19 protein-coding genes are annotated in these 17,377 nt (G+C 73.0%); 16 read left to right on the top strand and 3 right to left on the bottom strand.

The annotated features are described in order from the left end of the window. The first annotated feature begins 79 nt into the window (after positions 1-79). The 16 genes from MOJ79_RS11965 to MOJ79_RS12040 all read left to right on the top strand — a co-directional run bounded on the left by MOJ79_RS11965 (position 80) and on the right by MOJ79_RS12040 (position 14,772). Positions 80-574: a dihydroneopterin aldolase gene (locus tag MOJ79_RS11965; protein ID WP_119287010.1), complete on the top strand. Its 495-nt coding sequence runs from the start codon at positions 80-82 to the stop codon at positions 572-574. A gap of 23 nt (positions 575-597) precedes the next feature. Beyond that, entirely contained in the window at positions 598-1,623 is a 1,026-nt protein-coding gene (locus tag MOJ79_RS11970) for a beta-ribofuranosylaminobenzene 5'-phosphate synthase family protein (RefSeq protein WP_241924364.1), read from the top strand. A 51-nt stretch (positions 1,624-1,674) separates the two neighbouring features. Continuing rightward, positions 1,675-2,583: an NAD(P)-dependent methylenetetrahydromethanopterin dehydrogenase gene (locus MOJ79_RS11975; RefSeq protein WP_241924365.1), complete on the top strand. Its 909-nt coding sequence runs from the start codon at positions 1,675-1,677 to the stop codon at positions 2,581-2,583. A 29-nt stretch (positions 2,584-2,612) separates the two neighbouring features. Continuing rightward, on the top strand, positions 2,613-3,764 hold the full coding sequence (locus tag MOJ79_RS11980) for an ATP-grasp domain-containing protein (RefSeq protein WP_241924366.1): 1,152 nt from the start codon (positions 2,613-2,615) through the stop codon (positions 3,762-3,764). Beyond that, positions 3,761-4,765, top strand: a complete 1,005-nt coding sequence (gene mch, locus MOJ79_RS11985; RefSeq protein WP_241924367.1) for a methenyltetrahydromethanopterin cyclohydrolase — start codon at positions 3,761-3,763, stop codon at positions 4,763-4,765. The genes MOJ79_RS11980 and mch overlap by 4 nt, the downstream gene beginning before the upstream one ends. Next, a complete protein-coding gene (locus MOJ79_RS11990; protein ID WP_241924368.1) occupies positions 4,765-5,715 on the top strand; it encodes an ATP-grasp domain-containing protein in 951 nt (316 codons plus the stop codon). Before mch ends, MOJ79_RS11990 begins: the two co-directional genes overlap by 1 nt. A gap of 30 nt (positions 5,716-5,745) precedes the next feature. Next, positions 5,746-6,633, top strand: a complete 888-nt coding sequence (locus MOJ79_RS11995) for a triphosphoribosyl-dephospho-CoA synthase (protein ID WP_241924369.1) — start codon at positions 5,746-5,748, stop codon at positions 6,631-6,633. 150 nt (positions 6,634-6,783) lie between these two features. Beyond that, positions 6,784-7,293 carry a formaldehyde-activating enzyme gene (fae, locus tag MOJ79_RS12000; RefSeq protein ID WP_241924370.1) on the top strand — a complete coding sequence of 170 codons (510 nt, stop codon included), beginning with the start codon at positions 6,784-6,786 and terminating at the stop codon, positions 7,291-7,293. Positions 7,294-7,442: 149 nt separating this feature from the next. Further along, entirely contained in the window at positions 7,443-9,218 is a 1,776-nt protein-coding gene (locus MOJ79_RS12005) for a methanol/ethanol family PQQ-dependent dehydrogenase (protein WP_241924411.1), read from the top strand. 115 nt (positions 9,219-9,333) lie between these two features. Continuing rightward, positions 9,334-9,744, top strand: coding sequence for a c-type cytochrome (locus MOJ79_RS12010; RefSeq protein WP_119354565.1), 411 nt, complete (start codon positions 9,334-9,336; stop codon positions 9,742-9,744). A 7-nt stretch (positions 9,745-9,751) separates the two neighbouring features. Beyond that, complete coding sequence (locus MOJ79_RS12015; RefSeq protein WP_241924371.1) at positions 9,752-10,645, top strand: substrate-binding domain-containing protein; 894 nt, start codon at positions 9,752-9,754, stop codon at positions 10,643-10,645. Further along, the gene (locus MOJ79_RS12020) at positions 10,642-11,667 is read left to right on the top strand and encodes a tetratricopeptide repeat-containing S1 family peptidase (RefSeq protein WP_241924372.1); all 1,026 of its coding nucleotides are present in this window, start codon (positions 10,642-10,644) and stop codon (positions 11,665-11,667) included. Before MOJ79_RS12015 ends, MOJ79_RS12020 begins: the two co-directional genes overlap by 4 nt. A 208-nt stretch (positions 11,668-11,875) precedes the next feature. Then, a complete protein-coding gene (locus MOJ79_RS12025) occupies positions 11,876-12,478 on the top strand; it encodes a hypothetical protein (protein ID WP_241924373.1) in 603 nt (200 codons plus the stop codon). Next, positions 12,475-12,864, top strand: coding sequence for a hypothetical protein (locus MOJ79_RS12030; protein WP_241924374.1), 390 nt, complete (start codon positions 12,475-12,477; stop codon positions 12,862-12,864). The genes MOJ79_RS12025 and MOJ79_RS12030 overlap by 4 nt, the downstream gene beginning before the upstream one ends. Before the next feature lie 71 nt (positions 12,865-12,935). Continuing rightward, positions 12,936-13,880 (top strand): quinoprotein relay system zinc metallohydrolase 2, encoded by a 945-nt coding sequence (locus MOJ79_RS12035; RefSeq protein ID WP_241924375.1) that lies wholly within the window; start codon positions 12,936-12,938, stop codon positions 13,878-13,880. 40 nt (positions 13,881-13,920) lie between these two features. Continuing rightward, positions 13,921-14,772: a quinoprotein dehydrogenase-associated SoxYZ-like carrier gene (locus tag MOJ79_RS12040; RefSeq protein ID WP_241924376.1), complete on the top strand. Its 852-nt coding sequence runs from the start codon at positions 13,921-13,923 to the stop codon at positions 14,770-14,772. A gap of 10 nt (positions 14,773-14,782) precedes the next feature. Here MOJ79_RS12040 and MOJ79_RS12045 read toward each other — a convergent pair whose 3' ends face one another. From MOJ79_RS12045 to MOJ79_RS12055, 3 genes are read right to left on the bottom strand one after another with little or no spacing between them, the layout of a single operon-like run. Next, entirely contained in the window at positions 14,783-15,793 is a 1,011-nt protein-coding gene (locus MOJ79_RS12045) for a vWA domain-containing protein (protein WP_241924377.1), read from the bottom strand. Then, complete coding sequence (locus MOJ79_RS12050; RefSeq protein WP_241924378.1) at positions 15,790-16,347, bottom strand: MxaK protein; 558 nt, start codon at positions 16,345-16,347, stop codon at positions 15,790-15,792. Before MOJ79_RS12050 ends, MOJ79_RS12045 begins: the two co-directional genes overlap by 4 nt. Further along, complete coding sequence (locus tag MOJ79_RS12055) at positions 16,338-17,372, bottom strand: vWA domain-containing protein (RefSeq protein ID WP_241924379.1); 1,035 nt, start codon at positions 17,370-17,372, stop codon at positions 16,338-16,340. Before MOJ79_RS12055 ends, MOJ79_RS12050 begins: the two co-directional genes overlap by 10 nt. Between the last annotated feature and the right edge of the window lie 5 nt (positions 17,373-17,377).

Genomic DNA, 17,377 nt, shown 5'->3' on the forward strand with positions numbered 1-17,377 from the left:
CGCAAGCGGGCCCGGAAGTTGCACTGGCATCGGCGTCACAATCAACGGCCGGCCTGCCGGCCGAGTCGCAGGAGACACGATGTCGACGATCCGCCCCCTCGCGGCGCACCGCCACCTCGGTGTGCAGCCGCAGCCCGACCACGAAGCGCTCGACCTCGTCTTCATCGAGGGCTTCGTCGGCCACACCGTGATCGGAATCCACCACAACGAGCTGCACGAGCCGCAACCGCTCGAGATCGACGTGTGCGCCGGGATCCCGCGCCCGCTCGCCTGCGACACCGACCGCATCGCCGACACGATCGACTATGGCGAGGTGCGCCTGCGCCTGCAGCGGCTGCTCGCGGAACACCGTGTGCAACTGTTGGAGTCCCTCGCGGAGCAGATTGCCCACATCGTGCTCGGCGAGTTCGGCGCGCGCTGGGTGCGCGTGCGGGTGGCCAAGCCGCGCAAGTTCGACGACGTGCAGGCCGTCGGCGTCGTGATCGAGCGCCGCCGCCCCGGGCCTCCCGAAGCCGGCCGCGGCGCGGCGATCCTGCACCTGATCGGCACCGGCATGGTGCCGGGCTCGTCCTGAGCGGCACCAGGGCAATCGACCCGATGCGCGACGACACGCCGTGGTGGCCCGCGCAGGGCCGCGCTGCGCAGGCCGGCTTGGCGGCGGTGCGCGTGCAGGCGGCCGGCCGGCTGCACCTCGGCTTCCTCGACCCGGCCGGCTCGCTGGGGCGACGCTTCGGCAGCCTCGGCCTCGTCGTCGAGGGCTTCGAGACCGTCATCGAGATGCGCCGCGCGGCCACCGACGAGGTCACCGCCGGCGCGTGCGTCGACCGCGACGCGATCGAGCGCGCAGCGCGTCACCTGCACGCGCTGCGCCGCGCCACCGGCCGCAGCGGCGCACTGCACGTGCACCTGCAGCGCACGCTGCCCGCGCACGCCGGCCTCGGCTCGGGCACGCAGCTCGCGCTCGCGGTGGGGCATGCCTTCGCGGCGCTGGCCGGGCTGCCGCTGACGACGGGCGACGTGGCCCGGCTGACCGGACGCGGCCTGCGCTCGGGCGTCGGCATCGCGGGCTACGACCTCGGCGGCCTGCTGCTCGACGGCGGGCCGGGCGACGACGGCCGCCCGGCGCCGCTGTTGTCACGACTGCCGCTGCCGGCGCCGTGGCGCATCGTCCTCGCGCTCGAGCCCGGCCGTCAGGGGCTGAGCGGCGAGCAGGAAAAGTCCGCCCTCGCCGCGCTGCCGCCGCTGCCGCGCGCGGCCGCCGCGGAGCTGTGCCACCAGGTCCTGATGCGCGTGCTGCCCAGCGCGGCGGCTGGCGCCTTCGAGCCCTTCGCCGCGGGCATCACCCGCATGCAGCAGGTGCTCGGCGAGCACTTCGCGCCGGCGCAGGGCGGCAGCGCCTTCGCCAGCGGCGCGGTGCGCCGCCTCATCGAGTGGCTCGGTGGCCACGCACAGGCCGCGATCGGCCAGAGTTCGTGGGGGCCGACCGGCTTCGCGATCTTCGCGTCGGCCGACGACGCGCGCGACGCGCTCGCCGCCGCGCGCGCCGCCGGCGTCGTCGATCCGGCACTCGAACTGCACGTCGTGCGGGCGCGCAACCACGGCGCGACGCTGACGCCGCTGTGACCCGCGTCCGCCCCCCGCCGACGCCTCGATTCCACCCGACGCGCACTGCCCATGGAACGCCCCTACATCCTGCACATGTTCACCCCCGGGCCGCAGATGAGCCCGTTCGACGTCAACATGGCCGCCGACGCCGGCTACCAGATCGTCACGCCCTACTGCCACGTCGGGCTCGACGCGGTCACCGCGCTGACGCAGGACGCGATCTTTTCGCGCGGGCCCAAGGGCGTCGCGCGCACCGGCCTGTTCATCGGCGGGCGCGACGCGCTGCTCGCCGCCGACATGCTCGAACGGGCGAAGGCGGCGATGGTGCCGCCGTTCGTCGTCTCGGTCTTCGCCGACCCGAGCGGCGCGTACACGACCGCCGCCGCGCTGGTCGCCACCGTCGAGGCGGCCCTGCAACGCCACCACGGCCACGGTCTGGCGGGGCAGACGGTGCTGCTGCTCGGCGGCACCGGGCCGGTCGGCCGCGTCGCCGCGGTGCTGTGTGCGCAGCAGGGCGCCACGGCGGTCCTGTCGAGCCACAAAGGGCTCGCGATGGCGCAGGCCGCCGCCGACGAGACCGCGCGGCGTTTCGGCGTCACGCTGTACGCGGCCTCGGGTGCGGGCCGCGACGACTTGCACGCCGCGCTGGCGGGCGCCGACGTCGTGCTCGGCGTGGCCGCTGCCGGCGTGCAGGTCATGAGTGCCGACGACCGCGCCGTCGCGACGCGGCTGAAGGTCGCCGCCGACGTCAATGCGGTGCCGCCCGCGGGGCTGGCCGGCGTCGGCGTGATGGACGACGGCAAGCCGATCGAGGGCAGCGGCGCGGTGGGCATCGGCGCGCTGGCGGTGGGCAACGTCAAGTACCAGGTCCAGCACCGGCTGCTCGTGCGCATGCGCAATGCCGACAAGCCGGTGACGCTCGGCTTTCCCGAGGCCTTCGCCGCGGCGCGCGAGTACCTCGCCGAAAAGAGCGCCTGAGGCAGGTTCGTCTTCGCGGCGCGCAGGCCATGGTCGCCGAAACGCTCGTCGTCGCGGCGCTGTCGGCGCGCACGCTGGCCGAGTCGGCACGGCGCGGCGGCTGGCGCGTGATCGCGCTGGACCTGTTCGGCGACGTCGACACGCGCCGCGCGAGCGCCCGCTGGCAGCCGATCGGCGACCCCGCCGACGCGCGCATCGACCCGGCACGCCTGGCCGCGGCGCTCGCCGACGCGGCGTCGCAGCCGAACGTCGCCGGATGGGTCGCGGGCAGCGGCTTCGACGCGCCGCACGACGCCGCCTTCGCGGCGGCGGGTGCGACGCTGCCGCGGCTCGGCATGGCGGCCGACGTCGTGGCGGCGGTGCGCCACCCGGCGACGTTCTTCGCCACCCTCGACCGCCTCGGCCTCGCCCACCCCGAGGTGCGCACGACGCCACCGCACGCGCCGGCCGGCTGGCTCGCGAAGGATGCCGGCGGATCGGGCGGCGGGCACATCCGCGCGGCGGCCGATACCGGCCCGGCCCCCGGCGTCTCCCCCGGCATCTATTGGCAGCGCGTACATCGCGGCACGCCGATGTCGGCGCTGTTCCTCGCCGACGGGCGGCGCGCCGCCATCGTCGGCCTGAACCGCCTGCTCGTGCGCCCGCTCGGCGCACGGCCGTACGTCTACCACGGCGCGATCGGCCCGATCGACGCGCCGGCGTTGCGCGCGCGGATCGCGGCGGCGCTCGACGCGCTCGTGCCGGCGTTCGGGCTGCGCGGCCTCGCGAGCCTGGACTTCCTCGCCGACAGCGAACAGCCGGTGCTGCTCGAGATCAACCCGCGGCCGTCCGACACAATGGCGCTGTACGACGCCCGCTGGCCCGCCGGCCTGCTGCGCGCGCACGTCGACGCGCTGGGCGGCCGACTGCCAAGACGCACCCCGCACGACGCGAGCGTGCGCGGCCACGAGATCGTCTACGCGCCGTGCGCCGGCCGCGTCGACGCGGCGCTTGCCGCATGGCTGGCGAGCGACCGCCACGCCCACGACGTGCCGGCGGCCGGCACCGCTTTCGACGCCGGCATGCCGGTGTGTACGGTCGGCGCCGAAGGCACCGACGTCGCCGGCGTGCTGCACGAGCTCGCGCGACGGCGGCAGGCCGTCGCTGCGTCGCTGACCTTTCCGCAGGAGCTCCCCGCATGACCGTCGAGACCCCCGCTCCCCACGCCAGACCGCCGAGCGTCAACCGCCTCGCCGCCCCGCTGCTCGCGCGCCTGCGCGACGACGCCGCGCGGCTGCGCGTGGCCGTCACGCGCGACGAACGCGGCGTCACGCTGATCGACGCCGGCATCGCGGCGCCCGGCGGCGTCGAGGCCGGGCTGCTCGCGGCAGAAATCTGCATGGGCGGGCTCGGCGAGGTGCGCCTCGTGGCCGACGGCCGCCACGGCTGGTCCGACTGGCTGCACGTGCGCAGCTCGCAGCCGGTGCTGGCCTGCCTGGCGAGCCAGTACGCGGGCTGGAGCCTTTCGGCGAGCAAGGAGGAGACCGGCGGCAAGAAGTTCTTCGCCCTCGGATCGGGGCCGGCGCGCGCGCTGGCGGCGAAGGAGGAGCTGTTCGCCGAGCTGGGCTACCGCGACGACGCCGACCATGGCGTCATCGTCCTCGAGGTCGACCGGCCGCCGCCGCCGGTCGTCGTCGACAAGCTGCTGCGCGACTGCCGGCTCGCCCCCGAGGCGCTCGCGATCGTGCTGACGCCGACGACGAGCCTCGCCGGCACGACGCAAGTCGTCGCGCGCGTGCTCGAAGTCGCGCTGCACCGCGCGCACGAGCTGAAGTTCCCGCTCGAGCACATCGTCGACGGCAGCGCGTGCGCACCGCTGCCCGCCCCCTGCGCGGACGGCGTCCAGGCGATGGGGCGCACGAATGACGCGATCCTGTACGGCGGGCAGGTGCGCCTGACCGTCAGCGGCGACGCCGACGCCGCGCGCGAGCTCGCGCGCCGGCTGCCCTCGTCGACGTCGCGCGACTACGGACGCTCCTTCGCCGACCTGTTCGCCGCCGCGGGGTACGACTTCTACCAGCTCGACGGCGCGCTGTTCGCGCCGGCCGAGGTCTGGGTCAGCCACCTCGAGTCGGGACGCACGTGGCACGCCGGGCACACGAACCTGGACCTGCTGCACCGGCTGTGGCGCGAGGACGCCTGATGCGTGTCGCGATCGCGAGCGACGAGAGCGGCTGGCACACGCGGCGGCTGCTGGCCGCGCTGCGCGCGCGCGGCGCCGACGGGCGCACGTTCGACCTCGCGCAGGCGCGGCTCGACACGACGCACGCGGGGCACGGGCTCGTGCTGCCCGGCTTCGGGCGCGAATTGCCCGACGCGGTGTTCGTGCGCGGCATCGCCGGCGGCAGCTTCGAGCAGGTGACGCGCCGGCTGGCCGTGCTGCACGCGCTGCAGGCACTCGGCGTGCCGGTCTACAACGACGCGCGCGCGATCGAGCGCAGCGTCGACAAGTCGATGACGACGCTGCTGCTGCACGCCGCGGGGCTGCCGACGCCGCCGACGTGGGCGCTCGAGTCGCCGCAGCTCGCGCAGCGCCTCGTGATGCGCGAGAGCGCCGCCGGCCACTCGCTCGTGCTCAAGCCGCTGTTCGGCTCGCAGGGCAAGGGGCTGCAGCGCGTCGGCTGGGTCGTCGACGACGAGTACCCCCAGGGCCGGCACGTGCCGCTGCCGGCGCTCGACGCCGGCTTCGGTGGCGTCGCGTACCTGCAGCGTTTCGTGCCGGCGCGCACGCGCCCAGGCCACGACTGGCGGGTGCTCGTCGTCGGCGGCGTCGCGCGCGCGGCGATGCGCCGCTTCGGGCGCCACTGGATCCACAACGTCGCGCAGGGCGCACGCTGCGAGCCGCAGCCGCTCGACCGGGGTGACGGCCCCCGCCTGGCCCGACTCGCCGAGGCCGCGACGCACACGCTCGGCCTCGACTACGCCGGTGTCGACCTGATGCCCGGCGACGACGGGCCGCTCGTCATCGAGGTCAACGGCGTCGCCGCGTGGCAGGGGCTGCAGCGCGTCACCGCGGGCGACATCGCCGGCTGGCTCGTCGACGACCTGCTCGGCCGCAAGTGCGCAGCCGCCGCCCGGCGCCTGCGCGCCTGAGGGTTGAGGGTCGACACCGCCATGGAGCCGATGACGTCGCCGCACCCGGCGCTCGCGCAGCGCTTGCGCGAGGCCTTCGTCTGGGCCTGCGAACTCGACGTCGCCGCGCGCAAGCCCGGCAACGTCAGCGTCGCGTCGCCGGGCCACGGGATGGACGCGGCGCACTTCGTGGCCAGCGCACGCGCCGCCGCCCATCCGCTGTGCGCGCCCGGTGCTGCGGTGGGGCGGCGCATCGAAGCGGCCGTCGAGGCGACGTGGGCCGTGGCGCAGTGCAACACCAACCTCGGCATCGTGCTGCTGTGCGCACCGCTCGCGGCCGCCGCCGAGCGCTGGGCGCTGGCCCGCGGCGAGGCCGGGCTGCGCGCGTCGCTCGCCGCCGTGCTGCGCAGCCTCGACGTCGACGACGCGCGCGCCGCCTACCGCGCGATCGCACGCGCGCATCCGGCCGGTCTCGGGCGCGTCGCGCAGCAGGACGTGCACGCCGAGCCGACCCTCGACCTGCGCGCCGCGATGGCGTTGGCGGCCGAGCGCGACCTCGTCGCCCGGCAGTACGTCACCGACTTCGCCGACGTGTTCGCCGTCGGCGTGGCGACGTTTCGCGCCGCGCTGGCGCGCACCGCGGACGCGGTGGCGGCGCTGCAGCGCACCTACCTCGAGTTCCTCGCCGCGCAGCCCGATTCACACATTGTGCGAAAGCACGGCGCCGCGGCGGCGCAGTGTGTCATGCGCGAAGCGCTCGCGTGGCGCAAACGCGCGCGCGCCGGCGAACGCGTCGACGCCGATCCCGCGTTCGCGGCCTGGGACGAGAGCCTCAAACGACGCGCGCTGAACCCCGGCACGTGCGCCGACCTGTGCGTGACCAGTGCGATGGCCGCCGCGATCGTCGACGACGCCGCCGAATTACGGGTCAACCCGTAGAAGTCCACCGTGCCGCGCGGTGCGGCGCAGCCCGGATCGGTGTTTACACCGGGTCCGATTGGCACAGAACATGAATGAATTCCGACGGCATCGGCGGCGCGAGGCGCTGTGATGCAACCCCCGCAAGCTCACAACGCACGGAGATAGCAGATGGCAAAGATCGATCGCATGATGGTGGGAGAGTCGCTGGTCGGCGACGGCAACGAGGTGGCGCACATCGACCTGATCATCGGGCCGCGCGGCTCGGCGGCGGAGACGGCCTTCGCGAACTGCCTGACGAACAACAAGGACGGTTTCACGTCGCTGCTCGCGGTCGTGGCGCCGAACCTGCTGACCAAGCCCGCCACCGTGATGTTCAACAAGGTCACGATCAAGGGCGCGAAGCAGGCGGTGCAGATGTTCGGCCCGGCGCAGCGCGCGGTGGCGATGGCGGTGGCCGACTCGGTCGAGGACGGCACGATCCCGGCCGACGAGGCCGACAACCTGTTCATCTGCGTCGGCGTGTTCATCCACTGGCTCGCCGAAGACGACAAGAAGATCCAGGACTACAACTACCGGGCGACGAAGGAGGCGATCGCGCGCGCCGTGCGCGGCGAGCCGACCGCGGCCCAGGTGGTCGCTGGCAAGGGCACGGCGACGCACCCCTTCCAGGCCAAGTGAGCAGCGAGGTGGGCCGGTCGGTCGGGCCGGCCCTTCAGCGGTGGATGCCCGCGCAGGGCATCGGTGTAAACAGGAGACAGGAGCAACACATGGACTTCAAATGGCACAGGGCCCGTCGCGGGCTGACCCCGGTGGCGGCAGTGGCGCTGATGCTGCCCGCCCTCGCGATGGCGAACGCCGACCTCGAGAAGAAGATGCAGGACCCGAAGAACTGGGCAGCCCAGGCGGGTGACTTCTACAACCAGCGCTACAGCAAGCTCAACCAGATCAACCGCAACAACGTCGGCAAGCTGCAGGTCGCCTGGACCTTCTCGACCGGCGTGCTGCGCGGCCACGAAGGCTCGCCGCTGGTCGTCGACGGCACGATGTACCTGCACACGCCGTTCCCGAACAAGGTCTTCGCGATCGACCTCGACACGCAGAAGATCAAGTGGAAGTACGAGCCGAAGCAGGACCCGGCGGTGATCCCGCAGATGTGCTGCGACACCGTCAACCGCGGCCTGGCCTACGCCGAAGGCAAGATCTTCCTGCAGCAGGCCGACTCGACGCTGGTGGCGCTCAACGCCGCCGACGGCAAGGTCATCTGGTCGGTCAAGAACGGCGACCCGAAGCTCGGCGCCGTCAACACCAACGCGCCGCACGTCTTCAAGGACAAGGTCATCACCGGCATCTCCGGCGGCGAGTGGGGCGTGCGCGGCTTCCTCGCCGCGTACGACATCAACACCGGCCGCCTCGTCTGGAAGGGCTACAGCACCGGCCCCGACAACGAGATGCTGATCGATCCCGAGAAGACGATGACCTGGACCGACGGCAAGATGGCGCCGGTCGGCAAGGACTCGTCGCTCAAGACCTGGCAGGGTGACCAGTGGAAGATCGGTGGCGGCACGACCTGGGGCTGGTACAGCTACGACAAGGCGGCCAACCTCGTCTACTACGGCACCGGCAACCCGTCGACGTGGAACCCCTCGCAGCGCCCGGGTGACAACAAGTGGTCGATGACGATCTGGGCCCGCGACCTCGACACCGGCGTCGCGAAGTGGGTCTACCAGATGACGCCGCACGACGAGTGGGACTTCGACGGCATCAACGAGATGATCCTGGCCGACATCCCGGTCAAGGGCAAGGAACGCAAGGCGCTGGTGCACTTCGACCGCAACGGCTTCGCCTACACGCTCGACCGCATCACCGGCGAACTGCTGGTGGCCGAGAAGTACGACCCGAAGGTCAACTGGGCGACGCACGTCGACATGAAGACGGGCCGTCCGAAGGTCGACCCGAAGTACGCGACGTCGAAGTTCACGAACCCGCAGCACGGTCCCGACGTCAACGTCAAGGGCATCTGCCCGGCAGCGCTCGGCACGAAGGACCAGCAGCCGGCGTCGTTCGACCCGAACACCAAGCTCTTCTACGTGCCCACGAACCACGTGTGCATGGACTATGAGCCGTTCCAGGTCGAGTACACGGCGGGCCAGCCGTACGTCGGTGCGACGCTGTCGATGTACCCGGCGCCCGGCAGCCACGGCGGCATGGGCAACTACATCACCTGGGACGCCGGCACGGGCAAGATCGTCCAGTCCAAGCCGGAGAAGTTCTCGGTGTGGAGCGGCGCGCTGAACACCGCGGGCGGGATCTCCTGCTACGGCACGCTCGAAGGCTTCTTCAAGTGCGTCGACGCCAAGGACATCACCAAGGAGCTGTACAAGTTCAAGACCCCGTCGGGCATCATCGGCAACGTGTTCACCTACGAGCACAAGGGCAAGCAGTACATCGGCGTGTTCTCGGGCATCGGCGGCTGGGCCGGCATCGGCATGGCGGCGGGTCTCGAGAAGGACACCGACGGCCTCGGCGCGGTCGGTGGCTACCGCGAACTCAGTCAGTACACTGACCTCGGCGGCTCGCTGACGGTGTTCGCACTGCCCAACTGAGCGTCGAAACTCGACACGGATCCCCGGCCGCGCGCGGCCCGGGGGTTCCCATCGGGGGACGGCGTACCGAACGGCAGCCGTCCCCCTCCCGCTTTCTTTGCGATCTTCCCCGACCATGAACGTCCGCGTATCCCTCGTTGCCGCCGTCGCCGCCACCGTAGCCGCGCTCGGCACCCCGGTGCATGCTGCCGCGCAGGAGGTCAAGACCGACCTGTACACCGTCGTCGACGGCAACAAGGTCGACCCGAAAACCCTGGCCGGATTCCGCGCCTGGCGACAGGCCAACTGTGCCGCCTGCCACGGTGCGAACCAGGAAGGCCTGGCCGGTCCGTCACTGATCGAGCGGATGAAAGTGCTGACGCGCGAGCAGTTCAACCAGGTCGTCCTCGAGGGCCGCATCGAACGCGGCATGCCGCCGCACAAGCAGGCGCCCGTCGTCGTCGAGAACCTCGACGCGATCTACGCCTACCTCAAGGGGCGCTCGGACGGCGCGATCAAGACCGCCCGCGTGACCGCGATCGAGTGAGACCGCGATGAAGCGCACGCTCCCCAGCGACAGCACGTCCGCGGGCCGACGCGCGCGCATCGCGCGACGCATCGTCGCTGTGCTCGCCGCCGCACTGGCGTGCCACGCCGCGACGGCCGACGACGGGCCCCGCAAGGCCTTGCGGGTCTGCCAGGACCCGAACAACCTGCCGTTCTCGAACACGAAGGGCGAAGGCATCGAGAACCGCATCGCCGAGCTGTTCGGCAAGGAGCTCGGCCTGCCGGTCACGTACTACTCGTTCCCGCAGCGCATGGGCTTCGTGCGCAACACGCTGCGCTACAAGCTGCCCGGTCAGGACTACCCGTGCGACATCATCATGGGCGTGCCGGTCGGCTTCGAGCAGGCGGACGTGACCAAGCCGTACTACCGCTCGACCTATGCCCTCGTCGTCAGCAACTCGAAGGGGCTCGACAAGGTCGACAGCATCGAGGCCTTCCTTCGCCTCGACCCGGCGGTGCTGAAGTCGCTGAAGATCGGCGTGTTCGACCGCAGCCCGGCGTCGGCCTGGCTCGACCGCCACGGACTCGTCGACCAGGGCGTGCCGTACCTGATGCTCAGCCCCGACCCGGACCAGTACCCGGGCGAGCTGATCGAACGCGAACTGGCCGCGGGCAAGATCGACGCCGCCATCGTGTGGGGCCCGATCGCCGGCTTCTACGCCAAGCGTGCGACGGCCAGGCCGCTGAAGGTCATTCTTCTGAAGTCGGAACCCGGCGTGAAGTTCGACTACGCTATGGCGATGGGCGTGCGTCGGGGAGAGCCGCAGTGGAAGCAGCAGATCGAGTCGCTGATCGAGCGCAAGCAGCCGGAGATCGAGGCGATCCTGCGCGACTACGGCGTGCCGCTCGTCGACGCACAGGGCAACCCGCTGGCGCGTTGACTGCGGGCCGCGTTCGCGGCACGGCGTGGCTGCTGGCCGCCACGGCCCTCGCCGCACCGGCGCATGCGCTCGACCCGGCTTCGTTCGTGCGCGTCAGCGCCGCGGTCACGCAGGTCGAGGCGCTGCGCTCGGAAGGCGGCATCGCACTGGGCTCCGGTGTCGTCGTCGCGCCGGGACGCGTGGTGACGAACTGCCACGTCACGCACGATGCGGTGTCGATCCAGGTCGCGCGCGGTGGCGACCGCATGCCGGTGCACGCGCAGGCCGCCGACGTCGAGCACGACCTGTGCGTGCTCGACGTGCCCGGGCTGCCGAACCCGCCGGCCGTGCTCGGCGACGCCCGTGCACTGCGTATCGGCGACGCCGTCATCGCGCTGGGGTTCACCGGCGGCTTCGGGCTGCGGCGCAGCCTGGGGCAGGTCGTCGCGCTGCACCCGATGCATGACGCGCCGGTCATCCAGAGCAGCAACCTGTTCAACTCGGGAGCAAGCGGCGGCGGCCTGTTCGACGAGCAGGGCCGGCTGGTCGGTGTGCTGACGTTTCGCATGCGTGGCGGCGAGGCGCACTACTTCTCGGCACCGGTCCAGTGGCTGGCGCCGATGCTCTCGAGTGCGGCGCGCTTCGAGCCGGTCGCGCCGCTGCCACGCGAACGCGTCGCGTTCTGGCAGCATCCGCCGGAATCCCAGCCCGCGTTCCTGCGCGCGGCGCACCTCGCGCAGGGCGGGCGCTGGCACGAGCTGTTCGAACTCGCGTCGCGCTGGACGCGCGACGCCGCGCTCGACCCGACGTCGTGGTACGCGCTCGGCCTCGCCGCCGAAGCGCTCGATCGCCAGCCGGAAGCCCTCGCGTCGTACGAGCGCGCCGTCGCCGTCGACCCACGCCACGCGCAGGGCTGGCTGCGGCTCGGTCTGCTCAGCGCGCGCCTGGGCTTCGTCCACAAGGCGCGGCAAGCCCTCGCGACACTGCAGCCGCTCAGCGACGAGCTGGCGCGACAGCTCGCCGCGCGCCTCGCCGCGCTCTGACGCTGCACCTTTTGTCCACCCCACCCTCCGCGTGTCCGTCCAGGCCCTCATGCACCGACCTGCGTTTGTCCTCCCTCCCAAGCGCCCGACGCTGTGCGCGCGCGGTCGCGCGCGGGCCCTGCTCGCTGCCGCGCTCGCTGTCGCGGTCGGTGCCGCGGCGGCGCAGCCGGCCGCACCGACGTACTCGCCGGCCGAGCGCCTGCTCTTCATGAGCGAGCCGCTGCCGACGCTGAAGCCGCCGCTGACGCTGAGCTACCGCTTCCAGAAGTCGGGCGCGCTGGAGCCCGGCTTCGAGGACCGGGTTGCGATCGACCTGCGGGCGGCGGCCGACGGCACGTGCTGCGCCGTCGTCGGCCGTTTCCTCAGCGGCGAGCGCGCGGTGATGCTGCCCGACATCGAGCAGGCGAAGTCCAACCCTGTGCTGCTGTACTTCCTCGAGCACGACGTGCGTGACATGAATCGGCTGACCAAGGGCTCGGCCGCGTACTTCCGCAAGCGCATCCGGCTCGCGATCGCCGACGACGCGACGGTGCGCGACGTGGCCTTGACGTACCAGGGCCGCACGATCGCCGGTCGTCTGATCGAAATCGAGCCGTACCGCAACGACCCGACGCGCCAGCGCTACGCGCGCTACGCCGACAAGGCCTACCAGTTCTACGTCAGCGACGCCGTTCCCGGCGGCATTTACGGCATGCGCAGCGTGATGCGCGGCGCCACCGCCGGCGAGCCGCCGCTGATCGTCGAACAGATGTTCATCGAAGGCGGCAGTGCCCCCGCCGAGCCGCCCGCCAAGGAGGCCCCCCGATCATGATGCCCTTGTTCGACCTGCGCAAAGTCCTCGCTGCGGCCGTCGTCGCGGCCCTCGGCGGGTGCGCGACGGCCGATGCCGTCGACGTCCGCGCCGCGCACGACTACCCCACCCTCGACCGCGTGCGCTACGTGTTCACCTGCATGCGCGACAACCCCGGTCCGCCGGCCTACGAGATGATGGCCAAATGCTCGTGCGCGATCGACGCGATCGCCAAGGAAGTGCCGCACGACAAGTTCGAGACGATGGCCACCGCGTTCGACGCCAACACGATCGGCGGCGAGCGCGGCTCGTACATCCGCGACGCGAAAGCGATGCAGGCCGAGGTGCGCGCGTACCGCGACCTGCAGGCGCGGGTCAAGAAGGCGTGCTTCATCGCGCCGCAATAGGTCGGCGGGGCCGCGGCGCGGCGGCTGCGCCCGGCACGCGGCCATCCCGCCGCCGCGATTCGGCGGGGCTCGTGCCGCGCTGGCTCACGCGGGCGGCTGCCGTCGTCGCCGTCGGCGCGGCCGCCGCGGCGCGGGCCGACGCGCTGCCGCCGCTTGCGGTCGAGCAGATCGCACCGGGCGTCTACGTGCACACGGGCGTCGTCGCCGCCTGGGGTCCCGGCAGCGACGGCGACGTGGCCAACGTGGGCTTCATCGTCGGCGATCGCTGCGTCGCCGTGATCGACAGCGGCGGCGGCATCGACGTCGGGCGGCGCCTGCGCGCCGCCGTCGAGCGCACGACGCCGCTGCCGATCTGCGCGGTCGTCAACACGCACGCGCACCCGGACCACGTGCTCGGCAACGCCGCCTTCGTCGACGCGCCGGGCGGCAGTCCCCCGGCGATCGTCGCGCACGCGGCGCTGCCGAAGGCGCTGGCAGAGCGCGAGCGGCACTACCTCAACGCGCTGCAGCGCGACTTCGGCGTCGCCGCCGGGCCCGGCACGATCGTCTACCCGACACGCACCATCGACGCGCCCACCGAGCTCGACCTCGGCAACCGCGTGCTGCTGTTGCGGCCCTGGCCGACAGCGCACACCAACAACGACCTCACCGTCTACGACCGCACAACGCGCACCCTGTTCACCGGCGACCTGCTGTTCGTGCGCCACATGCCCGTCGTCGACGGCAACCTGCGCGGCTGGGTCGCGGCGCTCGCGGAGTTGCGCCGGCTCGACGTCTCGCGCGTCGTCCCCGGCCACGGCGCGCCGGGCATCGACTTGGCTGCGATGATCGCACCGCAGGCCACGTACCTCGAAGCGCTGCTGCGTGAGACGCGCGCCGCGGTCAAGGCCGGCGTGCCGATCCAGCGCGCGGTCGACGAGGTCGGGCGCGACATCGCCAAACCGTGGGCACTCGCCGAGCTCTTCCACCGCCGCAACGTCACGGCGGCATACGCCGAGCTGGAGTGGGAAGATTGACATGCCGCTCGCCAAGCTGCCGGGCACGAGGAGACGTCCCATGATCACCAAGCCCCGCTCGTTGCCGCGCCGCCGTGCCGTGCTCGGCACGCTGCTCGCCGGCGCCGCGCTGCCGGCGCTGGCGCAGGTCTCGCGCGTGCCGGTCGATCGCCCCGACGACAACCCGCGCTGGCAGGCGCTCAGGCGCGACATGTTCGGCGGCCGCAGCGTGCGCAGCCCCGCCGACGACCTGATCCGCCTCGAGGCGCCGACGCGCGCCGACGACGGTGCCGTCGTGCCGATCGCGATCCGCGTGCAGCAGCCGCAGAGCCCCGAGCGCTATGTCAAGCGCATCGTGCTCGTGATCGACCAGAACCCGTCGCCGGCTGGCGCGGTGTTTTACTTCACGCCCGACAGCGGCCGCGCCGAGGTCGAGACGCGCGTGCGCATCGACGACTACACGCACGTGCGCGCGATCGCCGAGATGAACGACGGTTCGCTGCACATGGCGGTGCGCCACGTCAAGGCCTCGGGCGGCTGTTCGGCGCCGCCGGGCAAGGACCCGCAAGCCGCGCTCGCCACCCTCGGACGGATGAAGATGCAGGTCGTCGGTGCGCTCGCCGACGGACAGCCGGCGATGGCGCAGCTGATGATCAGCCACCCGAACCACTCCGGGATGGCGATGGACCAGCTCACGCGGCTGTTCACGCCGGCGCACTTCGTGCGGCGCATCGACGTCACCTACGGCGGGCGGCTGGTGTTCGCCGCCGACGTCGACTTCACGATCAGCGAGAACCCGCACTTCCGCTTCGACTTCCTGCCGCGCGGCAACGACGGCGAGCTGCGCGCCGTCGTCGTCGACACCGAAGGCAAGACCTTCGTCTCGACGCTGCCGGTGCGCGCGGCGCCTTGATCCGCCGGCGCTAGCGGCGCCGGGCGGCGGCTGGCCACCGCCGCGCGACGAGCGTGCGCAGCGCCGGCGCGTGGCGCGCGAGCAGCAGCAGCGCCGCCAGCACGCCGAGCGCCGGGCGCAGGTCCACCGCGGTGGGCACCGGGCGGGCGAGCGCCGGGGCGGTGAGCGCGCGCGCCAGCGTCGCCGCGTCGTCGAGGCGCACGTACTGCAGCCCACGGTCGGCGGCGAGCACGCGCAGGTAACCCTCGCGCAGCGACGACAGGTGCTCGCTGCCCGGCGTCGCCCCGGTGGGCAGCGCACCGGCGACAGCGCCGGCGGGCTCGGCCGGCGCCGCGTTGCCGAGGCCCAGGCTGCGCGCGTCGGTCTGCAGCACGTCGCCCGCGCCCCAGTAGCCGATCGGGCGGCCGAGCGGGTCGGTGCGCGGGATCGGCGACGGTTGCAGCCCGCCGACGCCGACGATCAGCCCCGGTGCCGGCGCCGCCTGCTCGGCCGCGCTCGCCAGGCCCGCGGCCAGCGGCGGTGCCTCGTGGCCGTCGGTGACGAACACGAGCGACGGCTTGCCCGGCAGCGCCGCGACCATCGCTTGCGCACCCTTGACGGCCTTCGCGATCTCGCTGTTGCCCATCCACGCCATGCGCCCGTCGATGTGCGCGATCGCGCGGCGCAGCTCGTCGAGGTGCGCACAGACCTCGGCCGGCGCGAGCAGCAGGAACGCGCGGTACTCGGTGAACACCGCCAGGCCGATCTTCGAGCCGCACGGCAGCGACGGCAGCGCGTCGCGCAGCGCCCGCTTGGCGAGCTCGAGCCGGCTCACCGGCCGGCCTTCGTGGCGCACATCGACGACGTCCATGCTCTGCGTGACGTCGATCGCGACGACGTGCTCGACACGCGGCCGCGGCAGCGTCCATGTCGGCTCGGCGAGCGTGGCCGCCAGCGCCAGCACCGCCAGCGCGGGCGCGATCGACGGCGCGTGGCGCCGGACCCGGGCCACGAGCGCGGCCACGACGGCACGCGCGTTCACGGCATCCCCTGTGCGACACCGCGCGCCGTCGTCGCCGCGCGCTCGGCGTTGCGCGGCGGCGGGCCGGCCTCGTCGTCGGCGGGCTGCGGGTCGGGCAGCAGGCGCTGCGCGCGCTCGAGGTTGTAGCGCGCCTCCCAGTGCTGCGGTTCGGCGCGCAGCACGTCGCGGTACGTCTCCTTGGCGAGCTCGATCAGCGGGATCGCGAGCGCCGGCCGCTCGCCCGCGCGCACGACGAGCGCCTGCCGGATCAGCACGTTGGCGCCGTTGTAGCGCGCCGCCAGACCAACCTGCGCGTCGGCCTGCAGACGGCGGTACTGCTGCAGCGCGCCGTCGTGGTCGCCCGCGGCGTCGAGCGCGCGCGCATGCGCAAACCACACCGCGGGCGGCGCATCGGCCGGCGGCGACGTGGTGCCGACCGCCGCGGCGAGCGCATTCCAGCGCGCAGCGCGCTGCAGCAGCCAGCCGTCGACGAGCGCGGCAAGCGCCAGCACGACGAGCCCTGCGATCGCCAGGCGCGTGCGGCGACGGGTCGCGAAGCCGCCCCTCAGGCCCATCGGCGTCGCTCCAGCAGGCTCGCCGCGAGCAGCGCGAGCGCCGCGGCGAGCGCCGTCGCGTAGCCCCAGGCGGCGAAGTCGCGCCGCGGCAGCGTGTCGGTGTACGTCAGCGGCAGGTTCTCGAGGCGGTCGATGTCGTCGATCGCCGCCTGCAGCGCCTGCGGGTCCTCGGCCTCGTAGGCGCGGTACGGCACGGCGATGCCGCGGAAGAAGCGGTGCAGGAAGAACTCGGGCACCGTGTCGGAGGCCGCGCCCGCCGCCGCCTCGTCGGCGAGCCCGGGGCTGAGCGCGCTGCGGATGTAGATCCAGTCGATGCCCACGCGGTGGCGGCGTGCGAGGTCGGCGATGCGCTCGCGCATCTCGGGCGAGACGTGGTCACCGCCGTCGGAGACGAGCAGCACGACGCGCGAGCCGGCGTACGGACGGCCGTCGAACATCTCGAGCGCGGCCTGCATCGCCAGCCCGATGTCGGTGTCGGCGAGGCCGCGCCCGGCGTCGCCGGCGGCGATCGCCGCCTGCACGATCTGCGGCTTGCTCGTGAAATCGAGCACGCGCAGCGGCCGGTTGCTGAACACGACCATGCCGAAGCGGTCGCGCGGCCGGCGCGCAGCGAACTCGGCGAGCATCTGCACCGCGACACGCCGCTTCGGCTCGCGCTGGCGCACGTGCTGCTGGTGCACGTAGTGCGCGAGCGCTTCGGGCCCGGTGCCCGGCGGCGGGCGCGTCGCGGTGCCGGCGAAGCCCTGGTCCATGCTGCGGCTGCGGTCGAGCACGATCACGATCTCGGCGCCCTGCCCGATGCGCTCGACGGCAGCCTCGGGCCGGTACGGCCCCGCGAGCGCGACGACGATCGCGGCGAGCGCGACCGCCGCCGCCGCACGCAGGCCGATGTCGAGCACACGCGACGCGGCATCGCGCGGCAGCCGCGCGAGCGCGCCGCCGTCGAGCGCGCGCCCGGCCGGCGCGACGAACGGCAGCGCCGCCAACGGCAGCAGTACGAGCCACAGTGGCGCGTCGAAGCTCATCGCCG

It is taken from the genome of Calidifontimicrobium sp. SYSU G02091 (assembly GCF_022631395.1).
Taxonomy (GTDB): Bacteria; Pseudomonadota; Gammaproteobacteria; order Burkholderiales; family Burkholderiaceae_C; genus Calidifontimicrobium; species Calidifontimicrobium sediminis.